An 18,676-nucleotide genomic window follows, 5' to 3' on the forward strand; every position below is an offset into this window, starting at 1 on the left:
TCAAACAGAACTTAATGAAGAAGGAACGGGTGCAAACATTGATGAAACCTTTTATATATGATTTAACTCTGGAGGAGCTTCAGGACTGGGCCAAGAACAATGGCGAGCCTGCTTTTCGTGGCGGACAAATTTTTGACTGGCTGTATGTGAAGCGGGTCAATGATTTCAGCGAGATGACGAATTTGTCCAAGGCGCTGAGAGAGAAGCTTGAGGAGCAATTTAGTTTTGTGACGCTTAGTGAAATTACAAAGTTGGAATCAAAGGACGGTACAGTAAAATTCTTGTTCGGTTTGCACGATGATCATGCCATTGAAACGGTCATTATGAGACACAATTACGGAAACAGTATTTGTGTAACGACGCAAGTGGGATGCCGGATTGGTTGCACTTTCTGCGCATCGACGCTCGGAGGCCTCAAACGGAACCTGACAGCTGGTGAAATTACTGCACAGGTAGTACAGGCTCAGAAAATTTTGGATAAAACGAATGAACGAGTGAGCAGCATCGTGATTATGGGCTCAGGCGAGCCTTTTGAAAACTATGAAGCGACCATGACGTTTTTGCGTACAATGGTTCATGAAAAAGGTCTGAACATTGGTCAACGTCATATCACGGTGTCGACTAGCGGTATTGTACCGAATATTTATAAATTTGCCGACGAGGATACCCAGATTAATCTGGCAATATCCATTCATGCGCCTAATGATGCGCTTCGTTCGAAGCTGATGCCTGTAAATCGGCGTTATCCCTTTAAAGATGTTATGGATTCTCTACGTTACTATCTTGCTAAGACGGGGCGGAGAATTTCGTTTGAATATGCCCTGATTGGCGGGGTAAACGATCAGGCAGAACATGCTGAAGAGCTAGCGGATGTGTTAAAGGACATGCTGTGTCACGTCAATTTGATTCCAGTCAATCATGTGCCTGAGCGCAAGTATGTGCGCACATCACGCAGCGATATTTTTAATTTCCAACGTATTCTTGCCGAAAAAGGCGTCAATGTGACGATCCGGCGTGAACAGGGTCACGATATTGCCGCTGCTTGCGGTCAGTTGCGTGCAAAGCATATGGAGTTGGGGTGAAACCATTTGATCAAAACAGTTCATGTCAGCCATGTCGGACGTGTACGTTCGGTGAATGAGGATTCTGCCTGGATCAGGCACTTGGAGCAAGGCTATATTCTTGGGATTGTTGCCGATGGTATGGGGGGGCATTTGGCCGGTGATACGGCCAGCCGCCTTGCGGTAGAGACACTTGCCGCTGATTTGGCGACGCTGGAGAGCGGATTATCCGCACATTCTTTGACGGCGGCGCTCAGCGACGCTATTTTGCATGCCAATGAAGTCATCTTCCAGACGGCTGCACGCGATGACAAGTATCATAATATGGGAACGACAGTTGTTGCGGTTTTACTAAACGATGCATCCGGAATTATCGGACATATCGGTGATAGTCGCGCCTATGTCATATCCAAAGGAGCGGTACGTCAGCTTACAGAAGACCATACTTTGGTTAATGAGCTGTTCAAAAACGGTCAGATCAGTAAGGAAGAACGGGAGAACCATCCCCGTCGCAATGTGCTGACTCGGGCGCTGGGTACTGATTCTGAGGTGAAAGTGGATATTGACTCCATTGCGCTGGAAAAAGGCGATGTACTGTTACTGTGTAGCGACGGATTAAGCAATCTGGTAACGGAAGAACAAATCAGTAAAGTAGTAGGTGCCGCAGAGAATCCTTTGGAGGAGCGTGCGGATCGTCTGCTACATCTGGCGCTGCTTGCCGGAGGAGACGATAACATTACTGTGGCTTTGTTTGAATTGCCCGATGACACGGTTTCATTGAGTGAAAAGGGGTGTGACGCATGATCGGGCACCTGCTAGGGGGAAGATACGAAATTATTGAGCGCATCGGTGGCGGCGGTATGGCGCTGGTGTATAAGGCTCAAGACATTTTGCTGAATCGCAATGTTGCAGTTAAAGTGTTGCGCCAGCAATTTGTTCATGATGAGGAATTTATTCGCCGGTTTCGGCGTGAGGCGCAGTCTGCGGCCTCGCTTTCGCATTCGAATGTGGTCAGTATTTATGATGTCGGCCAAGAGGATGAAATCCATTATATTGTAATGGAGTGCATCGAAGGTAAAAATTTGAATGAGATTATTAAAGAACGTGCGCCATTGCAAGTGGATGAAGCAGTACGGATTGCATCCCAGATTTGTGATGCGCTGGAGCATGCCCATCAAAATCAGATTATTCACCGAGACATTAAGCCTCATAATATATTAATTGGACGTAATGGACGGGTTAAGGTAACCGATTTTGGGATTGCTAGAGCCGTTACGTCAACGACCATTACCCAGACGGGTTCTGTTGTAGGTTCTGTTCATTATTTTTCACCTGAGCATGCAAAGGGTGTCGTCACCGGCGAAAAATCGGACTTATATTCTTTAGGTATTGTCTTATATCAAATGCTGACGGCGCAGCTCCCTTTCCTGGGAGAAAGTCCAATTAGTGTAGCGCTCAAGCATTTGCAAGAGGAATTTGAGGAACCGCGTAAAATTAATCCGTTGATTCCGCAAAGTGTGGAAAATGTCATTCTAAAATCCATGCGCAAAAATCCAGAAGAGCGTTATCAATCGGCAGACGAGATGCTAAAAGATTTGGAAACCTGTTTGCTGCCGGGACGGCGTAATGAATCCAAGCTGGAGTTTACACATTTGGATGATGAGGATCAAACACGGGTTATTCCGGCTATTAAGCCTCAACAATTAGGGATGTCTTCTAGCGGGGATGATGTACCTGCTCAACCGCGTGAGTCTGAACAGCTTCCGAGCAAGCAATCGTCCAAGAAAAATAGAAAAAAAGCGATTTTGTGGGTAACACTAGTGTTGGTGTTACTTCTGTGCATGGGCGGAGTGGTGTACTATGTGCAAAGTGTACTGGTCGTGCCTGAGGTAAAAGTACCAGGTGTATTGACACAAACAGAAGACCAAGCGAAGGTTAATCTCAGTAAAGCGGGGCTACTCATTGAGGAGCCAATCCAGCATGAATACAAAGAAGGAATCGCGCCTGGAGTTGTATTTTATCAAAGCTATCCTGCAGATTCTTTAGTCAAGGAAGGAACTAAGATTAGTCTGAAAGTCGGGATTGCCAAGCCGCTCACCCCGATGCCGGATGTCAAAGGCCAAAGCTACGAAAATGCTGTTAAGCTGCTGACCGCCCAGCAAATTAAGGAGACGCAGATTCAGCAAAATGAGCAGTTCAGTGATCAGGCCGCAGGGACCGTCCTTAGTCAGACACCCGCTGCAAATGAGCCATTTGATAAGGATTCAGTCCAGGTTGTGCTTACAGTCAGCAAGGGAGCTGACACTGTAAAAATGCCAAGTCTCGTAGGGAAGACGCAGAGTCAAGCGGAAAATGAGGTCAAAAAGGCAGGACTGAAGGTTGGCTCGATTAAAGAAGAATTTAGCTATGAGCAGGAAAAAGGAAGAGTAACCAAACAATGGCCGTCAGAGGCAGGCAGTGAGCTGCCACCAAATACGGAAATTACGATTTATGTAAGTACTGGTTACCCGCCAGAAGCGATTACGCTGGCATTTAATGTGCCTGTTGCGCCCAAGGAAGAGGGGAAAAACAGCAAAATTCGTATCACTTATACGGATGCACGTGGAGAAAATCAGGAATGGGGAAGCCGTACGATTAATACGACACAGGTGTTCACTATCAACCTGCTAATGGCTCCGAACAAAGACAGTGTTGTCTCAGTATTTAGAGATGGCGACTTTATTGATACGTATCCAGTCTCATATATTGAGGCGAAAAATGGAACGGTGACGATGCCCCAAATTGCTCCGCCTGCCGGAACTTCACCAACGGATACACCTGATGGTACTTCCTCGCAGAATGGAAGTGGAAACGGCGAGGAAGGTGATAGCGGGGGAGCTTCTAATGATAGTGGTAATAGTGGAGGAGACTTGAACAATCAGGAGGGCACGGGAAGTAATGGTGACCCTTCCGCCTTTGTTCCTGGAACGAATTCCACGGGGGGGACGCGCAGTGAGTTGGCGGTTAGTTATAAAAACAACCCAGGCCACGCTTCCCACAAAAAGAAGGAAAAAGTGATTGAGGCTGTTCAGCATCAGTAAACTTGCAATAGGAAGATGCTCAACCTGCTATACGCAATGAAACTTGAACATTATGAAGGAGGACATCTTACACATGCCTGAAGGTCTGATCGTCAAGGCGCTTAGCGGATATTATTATGTCTCCAGCCTGGATCAGGATGGGCGTCCGGTATCTGGCGAAGCTACGGTACAATGCAGAGCACGCGGCATTTTTAAGAAAAAAGAGATTACGCCTCTTGTTGGTGATCGGGTCGTTTACGAACTGACTGAAAACGGGGAAGGTATGGTCAAGGAGATTAGAAAGCGTACGACGGAGCTAATACGTCCTCCGGTAGCCAATACCACGCTTGCCGTGCTGCTGTTTTCATTGCGTGAGCCGGATTTAAACCTGCCTTTACTGGACAAATTTTTAGTCCATATTGAGCACGCCGGGCTGGATACGATTATCTGTCTGACTAAGCGCGATTTGTATGAAGGCAGCCCTTCAGAGGATGACACCGTGCTGGCCGTTCAGGAAATATACCAGAAGATCGGTTATGAAGTGCTGGTAACCAGTGCCCGTACCGGAGAAGGGACGGCTGAGCTTAAGAAGCTATTGGCTGGTCAAATCAGCGTGTTTTCCGGGCAGTCAGGTGTAGGAAAGTCTTCCATGCTTAATGCTCTAGAGCCTGGGTTAACGTTGGAGACGAGCGCCATAAGCAATAAGCTGGGCCGAGGAAAACATACGACTCGTCATGTGGAACTGATTCCTCTAGACAACGGAGGATTTGTAGCAGATACACCGGGGTTTAGCCAGCTGGATTTTCTGGAGCTGGGTGTGGATGAGCTATCTCCCTGTTTTCGTGAATTCCAGCAGTATGCGGAAGGATGTAAATTTCGAGGTTGTACCCATATTCATGAGCCTGGCTGTAAAGTAAGAGAGGCCCTGGAAGAAGGACATATTTCACAGGGACGATATGATAGCTATTTGCAGTTCTATCAGGAATTAAAAGAAAAAAAGCGGAGGTACTGAGTATATGTTAAAAATAGCACCGTCGATTTTATCCGCTGATTTTGCTCGCTTGGGCAGTGAAGTTGCGGAAGCTGAGTCAGGAGGGGCAGACTGGATTCATGTGGACGTAATGGATGGACATTTTGTATCCAATATTACACTGGGCCCACCTATCGTTCAGGCTATTCGTCCGCACACGACTCTTCCCTTGGATGTTCATCTGATGATTGAGCATCCTGAACGCTATATTGGCGATTTCGTAAAAGCAGGAGCCGATATCATCACTGTTCATGCTGAGGCCTGTGTTCATTTGCATGGTGTCCTTCACTTGATCAAGCAGCAAGGCGCTCTGGCTGGAGTGGCTCTCAATCCAGGTACTTCACCATATGCGATCAAGGAAGTGCTGCCAAATGTGGATATGATTCTGGTAATGACGGTCAATCCTGGCTTTGGAGGTCAGTCCTTCATTCCAGAGACGTTAAATAAAATCAGACAAATCCGTGCTTGGTTGAACGAATTGGGTCGTCCAGACGTACATATCGAGGTAGACGGAGGTATTGCGGAGGAGACGGCACCAGCCGTATTTGAAGCGGGGGCTGACGTGCTGGTGGCTGGTAGTGCGGTATTCGGCAGAGCAGACCGCGCAGCGGCTATTGCTGCGATTCGGGACAGTGCAGCACGTTTGTCCAAGTGAAGCTGACCGAAGCATTGTGGATGACTGTAGCGAGCATGGCGACGGGGTTGACCCTTAGCTGCTTCTCGCTAGTGAAGGCTCCTTGGAATGCCGTTCTTTCACTTTTGGCTGTTCTAATTGTCCTGTTTTATTTTCGGAAAAATGAACGGCGTGGTTTACGAATAGGTTTTGTGGTGTGCAGCGTACTTTATTATATCCTGTTTATTTTCATACTCTCAGCATATCTCTATGTTCGCGGACTTGTCTGATGGTATAGCCTGGGATGGTTGTGCATAAATATGGTTACATGAGCGGGATTCTCATGTAGCCTTTTTTTGTGGTTTGCAACAACCCTTGATAGGTTGCATAAACTACAGAGAACGGATGCAGGAGGATGATGGGGAGGGTGAGGCATGAAGTTTTACACAATCAAGCTGCCAAAATTTCTGGGTGGATTCGTTAAAGCCATTTTGAATACATTCCAGAAAAACTGAATTCAACGTAATGTAAACACAGGATGTAGGATGAAAGCTAGAGGTACACAGGGCACGCTTCCCGGGCATAACAGATAGGTAGCTCGGTAGTAAAAGATTGGAACGCACGGGAAGGTGCCTGACATTTTGTTTTCCTGAACCAGATGGATATTACTTTTCGAATAACCAAAAAAGCACCCGTTTAAAACGAGGTGCCTTTTGTTTATAACGATATTTTTTTACGACTACACGCGAGTCACTTTACCGGCTTTCAATGCACGAGTGCTGACATAAACGCGTTTCGGTTTACCGTTAACGAGAATGCGAACTTTTTGTACGTTGACGCCCCAAGTACGGCGATTACGGTTGTTAGCGTGAGATACGTGGTTACCGCTGCCAGGCTTTTTGCCTGTTACAGAACATTTACGAGACATGATTCCACCTCCTATTCTGAAAATAACCAAATTCCATATGGAACGGGTCTCTCTTCAGGCCGACTGGGTCAGCCGGACTTTGTAAGTCACTAACCTGAACAAAACAATACTTAAATATAATATCATAGTCAAAAAAGCTCCGTCAACTGATTCAAAAACTTTATTTATTTCTCTTTCGCATTATAGTACAATATGGGATAGTTATTGCTGCGATTATTTTGTATTTAAATGGAATGTGAATTCTTATTCCAGTCATGCCGGCGGTTCAGAGGCGGGACTATAGTTATCATTCCAGCCGATGATTTATGTTGGGCAGTTGACTGGTTTTTCATTTTATATGACCTGTAGAAGAGCGACCAGACGTGAGTACAAGAGCTTATGAAAGTGTGACATTCGTATTCGTCGTCTGGCTTTAGTATAATTTAATTGAACCTGTAGGCACAGCTGGATAAGGTGTGGTGAAGGTTGATAGTAAAACAAGTGTATTAAGCTAGGAAGGGGAATTCTCTTGAGTAATCGTTCTTTGAATGGAACAGATTTTACCGCAATGGTTTTAGCCGGGGCGGAACAATTACAGCAGCATGCGGAACATGTCAATTCACTAAATGTATTCCCGGTGCCAGACGGTGATACGGGAACTAACATGAATTTGACGATGAGCGCGGGCGTAACGGAATTAAAGAGGGGGGATTCTTCCTCCATCGGTGTCATGTCCGGCATATTATCCAAAGGTTTGCTGATGGGAGCCCGCGGCAATTCAGGGGTTATCCTGTCTCAGTTGTTTCGTGGCTTCAGCCGTTACGCTGCCCCATACGAGGAATTGAATACCCTTCAGTTCGCATCGGCATTGCAGAGCGGGGTGGATGCGGCCTACAAGGCGGTGGTTAAGCCGGTGGAGGGTACAATTCTTACCGTGGCGAAGGAAGCGGCCAAGCATGCTGTATTTTTCTCGCGCCGGACGAACGACATCACGGAATTGATGGAAGAAGTGCTTGCCAAAGCGAAGGAAACGCTTGCCATGACGCAGGACATGCTCCCTGTACTGAAGCAAGTAGGAGTTGTAGATTCGGGTGGGCAAGGCCTTGTGTATATTTATGAAGGCTTTATGCAACATATTGGAAGCGGCTTGGTGACGTCTCCAACTGCAAAAAGTGATAATGTACGCCCGGTTTTTGCTCCTCACGTATCGGAGAGACCTACTGCTACTGCAGTTGTTCCTTCCCCAGATGCGCCGATTTCTGCGCAAGCGAAGCTCGAAACGGATAATATTGAATTTTTGTATGATATGGAGTTTTTTATTAATCGACAATTGGGCGAAGCGCAAGGTACCGATTTTGATGAAGAAGCCTTCCGGAAAGCGTTATCCGTAGATGGTGATTCTATTATCGTAATTTCAGACGATGATGTTATCAAGGTTCACGTGCATTCTAAGGCTCCTGGTGAAGTGCTGAATTTGGCACTGCGTTACGGAGAAATTACACAGATTCGTATTTTAAATATGCGCGAGCAGCATCGTGATTTGTTGTCTGCGGGTATGGATGTTGCTCCTGAGCCTGAGTGGTTTGCTGAAATACCAACAGAGCCTGCACGTGAGGAAGAGCCGTCTGAGCCCCCAGCTCATGAACTGGCATCCTTTGGTTTTATAGCTGTGGCTTCCGGTGAAGGAATTGCTGATATTTTCAGAAGTTTAGGCGTCGATGTTGTCCTTTCTGGCGGCCAGACAATGAATCCGAGCACAGAGGACTTCGTTAATGCGGCGCGCTCGATTGCGGCTCAACATATTTTTATTCTTCCGAATAATTCCAATATTATTTTGGCGGCAGAACAAGCGCGTGAACTGCTAGAGATGGAACGTATGGTGTCGGTTATTCCGAGCAAAACAATTCCTCAGGGCATTGCGGCAGCATTTGCCTTCCAGGAGGAAGAGGCTTTTGAGGTAAATCAGGACAATATGCGTGACGCAGTCACCCGGGTGAAGTCTGGCCAAGTGACCTACGCGGTACGGGATACGACACTTGATGACCTGCATATTACAGCCGGGCACTACATCGGTATTCTGGATTCCAAAATTGTAGCGACCGAGGAACACTTAATGGCAACGTCCCGTCTTTTGCTAGCGAAAATGCTGGTGAATGGCGATGAAATTGTTACGATTCTCACAGGTTCAGACGCAAATCAAGAAGACACAGATCAGCTTGTTGCATGGCTTGAAGAAAATTATGCGGATGCTGAAGTGGAAGTTCATGAAGGTGGTCAGCCGATTTATCCTTATTTGTTCTCAGTGGAAACCTGATGTGCTTTAGCACGCCCATGGAAGTCCACAACAAAAAGGAGGTCTGACTGATGAGCAGTACCATCATTTTGACGGATAGCACGGCTGATATTCCACAAGAATTAGCAGACCGTCTCGGTATAGTTGTTGTACCCTTGACAGTGATGTTCGGCAGCACAGCTTACCTGGACGGCATTGAGATGTCAGCGTCGCAGTTTTACAGCGAACTAGTACGGGCTGATGAGCTGCCTACGACGTCACAGCCTTCACCAGCCCGTTTTTTGGAGACATACACGACGCTGTTGGAACAATACCCCGAGAGCCAGGTTATCTCTATCCATTTATCCTCGGGTGTGAGCGGAACGTATCAGTCTGCTCTGCTGGGCAAATCCATGCTGGAGAAGCATGGACATAGAGTGACTGTGGTGGATTCCAAATCAGCTTCATACGGATACGGCATGCTAGTGGTTTATGCGGCAGAGCTGGCGGCTGCCGGACACTCCCCGGCTGATATTGTTCGGGCTGTGGAACGTCGTGGGGAGCGCCGTTGTTTATATTTCCTGGTGGATACCCTGGAATACTTAAAAAAAGGCGGACGTATTGGCAAGGCAGCGGCAATGGTTGGTACGTTGCTTAACATTAAGCCGATTCTTTCGATTGACAAAGAAGGCATTATTTATTCGGTTGATAAGGCGAGAGGGCATAAAAAAGCGACAGCACGAATTATTGAACTACTGGAGCGGGATTTAAAAGGCCAAAAAATTAATATTGCTGTGGGTCATACGGCAGATCGCTCAGCGGCAGAAGCGTTCGTGGCTCAGCTGGCAGAGCATTTTGAGCTGGGGGATCGAATATATACTGAACTTGGCGCTGTGATTGGGACCCATGTAGGGCCAGGAACGATTGGCATTTTTGTATGGCCGGCCGGAGATGAGAGGTAATATGCTGCAATTGGATCAAATACCTTTAAAACAAATACATGGCGTGAGTGCTCTCAAAGAGGGAGAGCTTCACGCTTTTGGCATTTCTAACATACAGGACATGCTGGAATATTATCCGTTTCGGTATGAAGATTACCGACTGCGCTCGCTAAGCGAAGTGAAGGACGGAGATAAGATTACGGTACAGGCCAAAATTATGGGCATTCCGGTGCTTCAGCGTTACGGGCGCAAATCAAGGTTGACTTGTAAATTGATGGCCGAGGATTGGATGTTTACCGCGACATGGTTTAATCGGCATTTCATGAAGGAGCAGCTAACCTCAGGTCGTGAAATTGTGGTGACTGGTAAATGGGATCTCAAACGTATGCAGATGACTGTTGCAGATTCTGAGTTTCCTGATAAAGGAGTAGCCCGCTCGGGGACGCTTCAACCGGTGTACTCTATAGGCGGCAAGATTACGCAAAGCTGGATGCGAAAAACGATGAATCAGACGCTCCAGCAGTTTGGCGAAATGATCCCCGAAATATTGCCTGAGTTGCTTGTACGCAAATATAGTATGATGCCGCGCAAGCAGGCTATCGCGGGTATACACCAGCCTCAGGACAACCGCGAGGGGCAAGAGGCTCGTCGGCGGATGGTGTATGAGGAGCTATTTTTATTTCAACTGAAAATGCAGGCATTCCGGGCGCTAAATCGTGGTCGAGCGGACGGGGTGGTACATACGGTGGATAACGCCACGATTCGTGAATTTGTAAGGGCTTTGCCTTTTGAATTAACGGATGCACAGAAGAAGGTAGAGCTTGAAATACTGCACGATTTACGCTCACCTTATTGTATGAACCGTTTGCTTCAGGGAGATGTTGGGTCAGGTAAAACAGTTGTTGCTGCCATCGGTTTATTTGCCACAGTACGTTCGGGTTTTCAGGGAGCGCTGATGGTGCCAACCGAAATATTGGCCGAGCAGCATATGAGGTCGCTTCACAAGCTGTTTGAGCCCTTTGGAATCAGTGTGGGCCTACTGACTGGGAGTACAACCGGGAAGAAGCGTAAGGAGCTGCTAGCTGCTCTCCAAATGGGTCTACTGGACATTGTAGTAGGCACCCATGCTCTCATTCAGGAAGATGTATATTTTCGCCAGCTTGGGCTTGTTGTAACGGATGAGCAGCATAGATTCGGAGTGAACCAACGTAGTGTACTGCGTCGCAAAGGCTATAATCCCGATGTGCTGACGATGACGGCCACACCGATCCCTCGTACGCTGGCCATCACTGCGTTTGGCGATATGGATGTTTCTACGTTGTCAGAGCGGCCGAAGGGGCGTATTCCAATTTCCACCTATTGGGTGAAGCACGAACTGATGGATCGGGTACTTGGTTTTATTTCCCGCGAGGTAGATCAGGGACGGCAGGCTTATCTGATTTGCCCGTTGATTGAAGAGTCGGAGAAGCTGGACGTACAGAATGCCATTGATTTGCATATTCAAATGCAACAGGCTTTTCCGCATTACCGCGTTGGGCTATTACATGGACGAATGACTCCCGCAGAAAAGGAAGAAGTTATGCGTTCTTTCTATGCGAATGAGGTTCAGTTGCTCGTTTCAACGACAGTTGTGGAGGTGGGGGTAGACGTCCCCAATGCGACGCTAATGATCATTATGGATGCGGATCGTTTTGGGCTGTCCCAGTTACATCAATTACGTGGACGTGTCGGAAGGGGAGCACATGCCTCGTATTGTGTACTGATCGCTGATCCTAAGTCGGAGGTTGGTCAGGAGCGGATGAAGGTTATGACCGATACGGACGATGGTTTTGAGGTGGCTAGACGCGATCTGGATTTGAGAGGGCCGGGTGACTTTTTTGGCACCAAGCAGAGTGGACTACCCGAGTTTCGTTTAGCAGATATGGTAGCGGATTTTGAGGTGCTGGAAAAGGCGCGTGAGGATGCAACTGATCTGATCAAGGATGCGTCCTTTTGGACATCTCCGCAGTATGAAGCACTTCGCGGTTATTTGCAAAAAGAGCAGATTTTCCAGGGAGATCTCATCGACTAATCCACCATGAATCATGAGGTTGTTCTAAACGTTTTAAACAGATAGGCACAATGGACAGGCTGGCCGTCATATATTTGGGAATGACCGAATGATATGGGAGGTGTGGCAACATTGAGCTATCAGCAATATGGAATCAGTCCGCAACTGGTGGAGCGGATTAAGTTGAAAATGAAGAATCGTGCGCTCAAGGATCGGGTTAAGCAGCAGATCGAAGGTGTAACTAAAGCGGACCTGCAAAATAAAGCTAAGGTGCGTCATCTTGTGAAGACCACTTCTGCTATTTTAAACGAGCGTTTGACGGCTGCGCAGGAGGAGCAATTGACCGCCTTCGTATTGGCACAAAAAATTGATCCGTCCAATACATTCCATCTAATCAAGCTGTGGGGAATGTTCCGTTGATTGCTATTTGAAGAGGTGCTTCGAAGCGCTCTCCATGTTTTTTTGTGAAGCACAGATAAAAAAAAGGATTGCCTGATATCAGGCGATCCTTTTTGGTTTGTTTTAGTTAGTTCATTCCCCGGGCAATAGCTAGTGTGAGCTTATCATGAGATTTTTTATTTGTAATGACCGCCAATTTTGATAGACCGTTCCATGGCCTGCCCGGCATCTGTTAACGACGATGCGCGCATGATGATGGACTGACCGTACCGATCCTTTAAAGTGTCCGTCACCTTTTCCAAAGCACGGGATCGCTCCTGATCCTCAAAAAAATCCAGTTGATACAGTTGATCATCCACCAATCCGCTTAAAGTAACTCCTGCACGCTTCACAGGCATATGATTCCAAAAAGTATAAAAGATTTTTTTAACGGTTTCATATACCTTTTGGGTATGGTTTGTAGGATCGGGTATCTTCATTTGTCGGGAGAATCCGGTTGGTGCCTCGTAGGGACTGCATATACAATGAACAGTCACAACCGAGCCCATATATCCTTTGCGGCGGGCGTCCCGACACACCTCCTCTGTTAGTTCAAGCAGGATGGTTTCCACTTCCGCAGGCTGGAGATAGTCTCGAGGAAGAGTCATCATATGACCGATGGATTTGGGAGGTGTATTAAATGTTTCCGGCTTGACCGGGCTGTGATCGATCCCGTTAGCAGTTCGCCATATTACCTCTGCCTGAATATCGGACTGCTTACCGAAATGAGACCGGAATTTGTCCTGTAGCCGAGGTAAGGGAGTACGTGCGATATCTCCAATGGTGTGTAGTCCAAGCTTCTCCAAATGCCGTTCCATTCGCGAACCGATGCCGAACATAAGACGTACTGGCTGAGGCCATAGCAACGCTGCAATATCGGATGTAGACAACAAGAAAATGCCACTGTCATTTTTTTTAGCCCATATATCTGTTGCGGTTTTAGCCAGCATTTTGTTGGAGCCGATACCAATTCGAATCCATACTCCTGTTTGTGCCAGTACCTTTTGCTGAATTTCACTTGCAATACTCACCGGATCCCCGAACAGAGAGAGGCTTCCGCTCATATCCAGAAACTGTTCATCAATGCTGAAAACCTCAACCAAATCCGTATATTCATTATAAATTTCTGTTATTTTTAATGAGACATCGATATAATGCTGCATACGCGGACGTACAATGATAAGGTCAGGACATTTTTTCACCGCTTCTCCCAGACGTTCTGCTGTAGATATACCGTATTTTTTGGCCAGCGGACACGCAGCTAAAATAATGCCTGAACGAAGTGCAGGGTCACCGGCCACAACGAGTGGCTTATGTTGGTATTTGGGATCATCTGCTTTTTCGATGCTGGTATAAAAACTTTGGCAGTCCGATAAGAATATGGTTCTATTTCTGCGTTCCTCCAAAAATCCGACCTCCTTTCCTGATATGTGTGGATCATCCTTCCAAAATATTCTTGAATGTATACTCTTGTAGTAGTATTATATACAGAACAAGTGTTCCTAATACAAATGTATTTTTTGGAACGTTACAGTTTACGGAAAACCTAACATGGCGTATCATAATATCTTGAGCAAAAACAAGTGGAAATGAATGAATATTGAGGGGAGAAAACCATTTTTATGAACCCAAAACGTCGACCATCATCTCAAAAACGCAGTAGGTGGCGTATTTTTGGCAGAGTTTTGCTGATTAATATCAAGTGGTTCTCGTTTGCGGGTGTACTTGGAGTGCTATTTGCTGGAGGTCTTATATCCGGTTATGTAGCGGCACTGGTTCATGATGAACCTGTACGATCACGTCAGTTGATATATGAAAAGGTAAATGAGAACGCTCTGACCAGCTTTGTATTTTTTAATGATCAGGTAACTCCGGTTGGAAGAATGCGCATGGAGGAGGATCGACAGCTCGTTGATCTGAAGGATGTCCCTCAGTCTATTGTGGATGCCCTCATTTCAACGGAAGACAGCCAATTTTATGAGCATCGTGGTGTGGATTTAAAGGGAACAGCTCGTGCTGTTAAGCAGAAGCTTTTGAATGAAAACCGCCAAACAGGCGGCAGCACACTGACGCAGCAGGTAGCCCGAAGGGTTTTTCTCAGTCTGGATAAGACGGACAGCCGCAAGGTGAAGGAAATGCTGCTGGCACTGCGTATGGAGCGTTTTATGGGTAAGGATAAAATATTAACGGCTTACTTAAACAAAATGCCCTTTGGTAATGGTTCCGCTGGTTACAATTTATATGGAATCAAGTCTGCTTCGTTAGGGATTTTCAATGTAAGTGATCTACATAAGCTTCATATTGCTCAGGCGGCTTATTTGGCAGGTCTTCCCCAACTGCCATCTGTTTATTCCGCTTTTGATGGTAAAGGGAACTTTGATGAAGAAGGCTTCAATAAAGCGATGGAGCGCCAGCGTGTCGTGTTGGGAAGAATGCTGGCAACAGGTAAACTTACGCTATCCGAATATAACGAGGCGCTTCAATTTGATGTGAAAGCCACTCTTGCGCCACATCGCGAAAAAAGTTATAACACATTCCCTTATTTAATGCTGGAGACAGAGCGAGAAGCCGCCCAATTGTTAGCGCTCCAGCAAAATCCGGATATCACGGCATCCGAGATTTCCAAGCCTGAGCATGCCGAGCTTCTTCAAAATACGCGAGAAGAGTTGCAACGGTCCGGATATCGAATTTATACAACGATAAATAAGAAAATTTATAACAATATGCGGCAGATTGCAGCCAATCCACAAAACTTTTCTCCATACAGTAAGAAGAAGGGATTAGAGCAGATTGCAGCAATCATGATTGATCATAAAACAGGGGCTATACTCGGTATGATCGAGGGCAGGGATTTTAATACCGAGCAAATGAACTATGCAACTCAAATGACACGTCAGCCCGGTTCTGCCATGAAGCCTATTGCTGCTTATTTACCTGCATTGGAAAAGGGATACACTCAGCCAGCCGGTCTTATTGATGATTCACAAATCATATTGAAAGACGGGCGTAAAGGTTATCATATTCCTAAAAATTATAACAGACGGTACGAGGGGCTTATGACAGCCCGTGAAGCACTCAATCGGTCAATCAATATCCCTGCACTGAGGCTGTTCTTATATGAAGTTAAAATTCCAAATGCTTGGAATTTTGTGCGTTCTCTTGGAATTACGACGATTCAGCCGCAGGATGAACATGCTCAGACAGGGGTTCTGGGTGGACTAAGCAAAGGGGTATCCGTCGAGGAACTGACCGCAGCATATGGAACGATTCCCAATATGGGTGTATATAATGCACCTCATCTGATTAGCAAAATTACGGATGCCAACGGGAAGATCATATATGAATTTAAACCGCAGACGAAGCGTGTATATTCGCAGCAAACCGCATTTTTGATGACGGATATGCTTAAAACTGTTATATCAGATCCGAGGGGAACTGGTAAACGCCTGCAAAATGCTTTTAAAAGCTACGGTGCCATTGATATCGCCGGTAAAACCGGTACAACACAAAACTTTGGTGATGTGTGGTTTATGGGATACACACCTGACGTTACACTAGGCGTCTGGGCTGGTTATCGGCAACAGGTTAATACATTATCTCAAGAAGGCCATTCCAGAGCACAGTCAGTGTGGGCACTGATCATGAATGAGGCGGTCAAGGACCAGCCTGAACTTTTTAAGAATAAGCACTTTATACGGCCGGAAGGTGTTGTAAGAGTTACGGTTTCTAGCCTTACAGGTAAGCTGCCAGGGCGTTATTCCCGTCAATCGGGTCAACTCGTGACTGACTGGTTTAATCAAAAGTATGTGCCTACTGAAGTTGGAAGAGAACACCTTCCGCGTTCTGCTAGACCAGTGGTCCCGTCCAAACCAGATATCAAGGAAAAAGAAGTCCCAGAGGTTGAGGTACCTGCAATAGATCAAGAGAAAATTCCACCAGAGGAAACGGATCCTGCTGTTCCTGACGCAGACACAGAGATAGAAATGCCTGATGAGAATAACGATGTGCCATCAACAGATACTTCGCAACCTTCTGTTGAAAACGAACAGGGGACTCCTTCTGAATCGGAAAGCCAGAGTGAGACTCCAAAAACCCAATCTGATGAAGTTATTTATCCAGAAATAATATCTGATCAACCCAAAAACTAAACGACAGGAACGGTTTAGTTTAAAATGCCGTTCCCGACAATGTCTACAGTGACCTGCGGATGAAAACGGACATTGGGATATTCTTTATTCCAATCTACACTTTTCCATACTGCTGGATGATGAGCGATCAACTGTCTGCCTACGCCAAAGGCATCACATCCATTTTCCTGAAGTGTACGGATAATTTGTTCCGCATCCTGGGTCATGATTTCGGAAAGTTGACGGTTCAGACGCCGTACGTTAGCTTTATCTTGAAGATGATTGCGTGCATATTCAACAATATCGACAGGCAATTTCAGGTTAAGCTCCACATCAATTTGTCCATCGCACTGAACCTTCACTTTAAGGCTACGTTTGACATTCTGAATGTTAGCCTGATACGTAATAAAATTTTGCACATCACCGACAGATCCTGGATGTATCCTTTTTACAAAGCGAGCTGTATGTTTCCACTTTCCAGTCATCAGGACATATAAAACACCTTGCTCATTACTTAGGCTTCCTGTGAATTTTTGTCCGTGAAATAAGGCAATTCCACGTGCTGTAATATCTTCTCCTTCTTTGGAAAGATAGGGAAGCACAAAATCTTGACCCGGATCAAGCATTGGGGGGAGCAGTGTCTCCAGTGTCATTTCCGGGAACATACACATTTCCTCAAGGCTTCTGATTTTTTTGGTTATAAATTCGCCAATTAAGAGGTTACCTATGCCTTTTTGATCTATTATTTCTCCAGCTAATCCATCTACAATAGCTACCTTGACATGGGAAGTCGGATGGTCAGGCTCACGATACAGCACATCCAGATAGGGATATAGATCTTTTCGGGCCAAGCTTGTACCATACAGAATAACTCCGTATTTGAAAAAGCGGATATCCCCGGTTACTTTGGCTCGGATTTTGTCTGTACTTTGTCGAACGGAATGGCCGGTGCCTGAGTGAATTTCATTGGTGCTTTTACCTTGATTGCTTTGAGAATCGTCTACAACCTCTAGCGTTTGCAACAACATACCTTCAGGAGTGAGATCATAAGCCGATGCATTTGCCAATCGGGCATCCTTCAAATTGTCCTGATCCCAGCAGCCTGTTATAAAAATGAGTAGAGTTAGCATTCCAAGCTCTCTGCTCTTTTTTTTCATGTTTCAGGTCCCTCCTTTTTTTTGAAGAGATACGATAGGATCAGCAGCAGAAAAGGGAACACAATTAGGAAAATATAAGCAGAATTATTGGCTATGGAACCAATAAGCTCGAAATCTTCTCTTCGTTGAGGCAAATAGGCAATACAACATGAGGCGAGCACAACAAAGGGAACCGCCTTTTTGTGACTCTTTTGCTTGAATAGATAGCTTATTCCGTAAGACGCCGCATAATAATAACCACTTATAGCGCCAAAGATCGAAATGAGCCAAATTGGCAGAAAAATAAAATCGACCCGATCCATCGTTCCCAGTGGAATGGATCTGAGCAAATAAATGACTGGCTCCGGCATTAATTCAAGCTGTTGGGGGCTGAATACGGTTGTACAGGTAAATACAGTAAAACAATACAATAGTACCACGATCGCGTTAGCTGCCAAAATTGACTTGAGCTTGCCTATACTTTTGCCCTCAACCATGGGAAAGACGACAAGAATGAACTCAAAACCAAACATCGCTAGGAGCGTTTCTTTTGAACCGACAATAATACGGGGCCATCCCGCCTCAGTCAGAGGTAGCAGATAAAGCGGGTTGGACTGCTTTATACCATAGCTAATTAACAGCATCATGGGAAAAATCAGAAATGAAATTAAAACAAGCACTCGAGCAATTGTTCTTAAATTTTCGCGAACCAGATATATGCTACTGAACAAAAACAGGGCAAGTATAGCCCAACGGGGAGTATATTGCAGCATCCAGCGATTGATGACGTCATATGCGTTCACAAGAACGGAGGTACCCATAAGCAGATAGTAAGCGATGTAAGCCACAGTCAATGCTTTTCCAATCCAGCAACCAGTAATTTGGGTTAATATTTGATAAATCGAAGAGGAGGGAAAACGTCTTAGCAGAAGCCAGCACATCAAAATAATGAGTTGAATCAAAAGGCCGCCAATAATGACAGATATCCAACCCCCTCCTTTAGCTGAAAGGTGCATCTGATAGGGAAGTGACAAAATGTCTA

The 18,676-nt window shown here is 46.0% G+C and carries 15 protein-coding genes; 11 read left to right on the plus strand and 4 right to left on the minus strand.

Annotation, left to right across the window (positions count from 1 at the left end):
- The first annotated feature begins 41 nt into the window (after positions 1 to 41).
- The 6 genes from rlmN to spoVM all read left to right on the plus strand — a co-directional run bounded on the left by rlmN (position 42) and on the right by spoVM (position 6,278).
- Positions 42 to 1,082: a 23S rRNA (adenine(2503)-C(2))-methyltransferase RlmN gene (gene rlmN, locus ACUYLD_RS06590; protein WP_013310887.1), complete on the plus strand. Its 1,041-nt coding sequence runs from the start codon at positions 42 to 44 to the stop codon at positions 1,080 to 1,082.
- Between the two features lie 6 nt (positions 1,083 to 1,088).
- Positions 1,089 to 1,865, plus strand: coding sequence for a Stp1/IreP family PP2C-type Ser/Thr phosphatase (locus ACUYLD_RS06595; protein ID WP_069289875.1), 777 nt, complete (start codon positions 1,089 to 1,091; stop codon positions 1,863 to 1,865).
- The gene (gene pknB / locus ACUYLD_RS06600; protein WP_446674652.1) at positions 1,862 to 4,141 is read left to right on the plus strand and encodes a Stk1 family PASTA domain-containing Ser/Thr kinase; all 2,280 of its coding nucleotides are present in this window, start codon (positions 1,862 to 1,864) and stop codon (positions 4,139 to 4,141) included. The genes ACUYLD_RS06595 and pknB overlap by 4 nt, the downstream gene beginning before the upstream one ends.
- Positions 4,142 to 4,214: 73 nt before the next feature.
- Entirely contained in the window at positions 4,215 to 5,132 is a 918-nt protein-coding gene (gene rsgA / locus ACUYLD_RS06605; RefSeq protein WP_348620009.1) for a ribosome small subunit-dependent GTPase A, read from the plus strand.
- A gap of 4 nt (positions 5,133 to 5,136) precedes the next feature.
- Positions 5,137 to 5,805 carry a ribulose-phosphate 3-epimerase gene (gene rpe, locus ACUYLD_RS06610; protein ID WP_446674653.1) on the plus strand — a complete coding sequence of 223 codons (669 nt, stop codon included), beginning with the start codon at positions 5,137 to 5,139 and terminating at the stop codon, positions 5,803 to 5,805.
- Between the two features lie 392 nt (positions 5,806 to 6,197).
- Entirely contained in the window at positions 6,198 to 6,278 is an 81-nt protein-coding gene (gene spoVM / locus ACUYLD_RS06615; protein ID WP_010345573.1) for a stage V sporulation protein SpoVM, read from the plus strand.
- A 224-nt stretch (positions 6,279 to 6,502) separates the two neighbouring features.
- Here spoVM and rpmB read toward each other — a convergent pair whose 3' ends face one another.
- On the minus strand, positions 6,503 to 6,691 hold the full coding sequence (gene rpmB, locus ACUYLD_RS06620) for a 50S ribosomal protein L28 (RefSeq protein WP_013310881.1): 189 nt from the start codon (positions 6,689 to 6,691) through the stop codon (positions 6,503 to 6,505).
- A 508-nt stretch (positions 6,692 to 7,199) separates the two neighbouring features.
- Between rpmB and ACUYLD_RS06625 the strand changes: the two genes are divergently transcribed.
- The 4 genes from ACUYLD_RS06625 (at position 7,200) to ACUYLD_RS06640 (ending at position 12,353) form a co-directional block, all read left to right on the plus strand.
- Positions 7,200 to 8,984 carry a DAK2 domain-containing protein gene (locus ACUYLD_RS06625; RefSeq protein ID WP_250261041.1) on the plus strand — a complete coding sequence of 595 codons (1,785 nt, stop codon included), beginning with the start codon at positions 7,200 to 7,202 and terminating at the stop codon, positions 8,982 to 8,984.
- A gap of 50 nt (positions 8,985 to 9,034) precedes the next feature.
- Complete coding sequence (locus tag ACUYLD_RS06630; RefSeq protein ID WP_250261042.1) at positions 9,035 to 9,904, plus strand: DegV family protein; 870 nt, start codon at positions 9,035 to 9,037, stop codon at positions 9,902 to 9,904.
- Between the two features lies 1 nt (position 9,905).
- Complete coding sequence (recG, locus tag ACUYLD_RS06635) at positions 9,906 to 11,954, plus strand: ATP-dependent DNA helicase RecG (RefSeq protein ID WP_069289870.1); 2,049 nt, start codon at positions 9,906 to 9,908, stop codon at positions 11,952 to 11,954.
- A gap of 111 nt (positions 11,955 to 12,065) precedes the next feature.
- A complete protein-coding gene (locus tag ACUYLD_RS06640; protein ID WP_061829033.1) occupies positions 12,066 to 12,353 on the plus strand; it encodes a stage VI sporulation protein F in 288 nt (95 codons plus the stop codon).
- A gap of 155 nt (positions 12,354 to 12,508) precedes the next feature.
- Here the strand turns inward: ACUYLD_RS06640 and ACUYLD_RS06645 are convergent, their stop codons facing one another.
- Positions 12,509 to 13,777, minus strand: coding sequence for a DNA polymerase IV (locus tag ACUYLD_RS06645; protein WP_440722613.1), 1,269 nt, complete (start codon positions 13,775 to 13,777; stop codon positions 12,509 to 12,511).
- A 216-nt stretch (positions 13,778 to 13,993) separates the two neighbouring features.
- On the opposite strand from ACUYLD_RS06645, the gene ACUYLD_RS06650 reads away from it, so the two are divergent.
- Positions 13,994 to 16,519: a transglycosylase domain-containing protein gene (locus ACUYLD_RS06650; RefSeq protein WP_446674654.1), complete on the plus strand. Its 2,526-nt coding sequence runs from the start codon at positions 13,994 to 13,996 to the stop codon at positions 16,517 to 16,519.
- Between the two features lie 14 nt (positions 16,520 to 16,533).
- Here the strand turns inward: ACUYLD_RS06650 and ACUYLD_RS06655 are convergent, their stop codons facing one another.
- Entirely contained in the window at positions 16,534 to 17,655 is a 1,122-nt protein-coding gene (locus ACUYLD_RS06655; RefSeq protein ID WP_446674655.1) for a Ger(x)C family spore germination protein, read from the minus strand.
- The gene (locus ACUYLD_RS06660) at positions 17,652 to 18,668 is read right to left on the minus strand and encodes a GerAB/ArcD/ProY family transporter (RefSeq protein ID WP_446674656.1); all 1,017 of its coding nucleotides are present in this window, start codon (positions 18,666 to 18,668) and stop codon (positions 17,652 to 17,654) included. Before ACUYLD_RS06660 ends, ACUYLD_RS06655 begins: the two co-directional genes overlap by 4 nt.
- Positions 18,669 to 18,676: the final 8 nt, after the last annotated feature.

Source organism: Paenibacillus sp. SER-28, assembly GCF_052906305.1.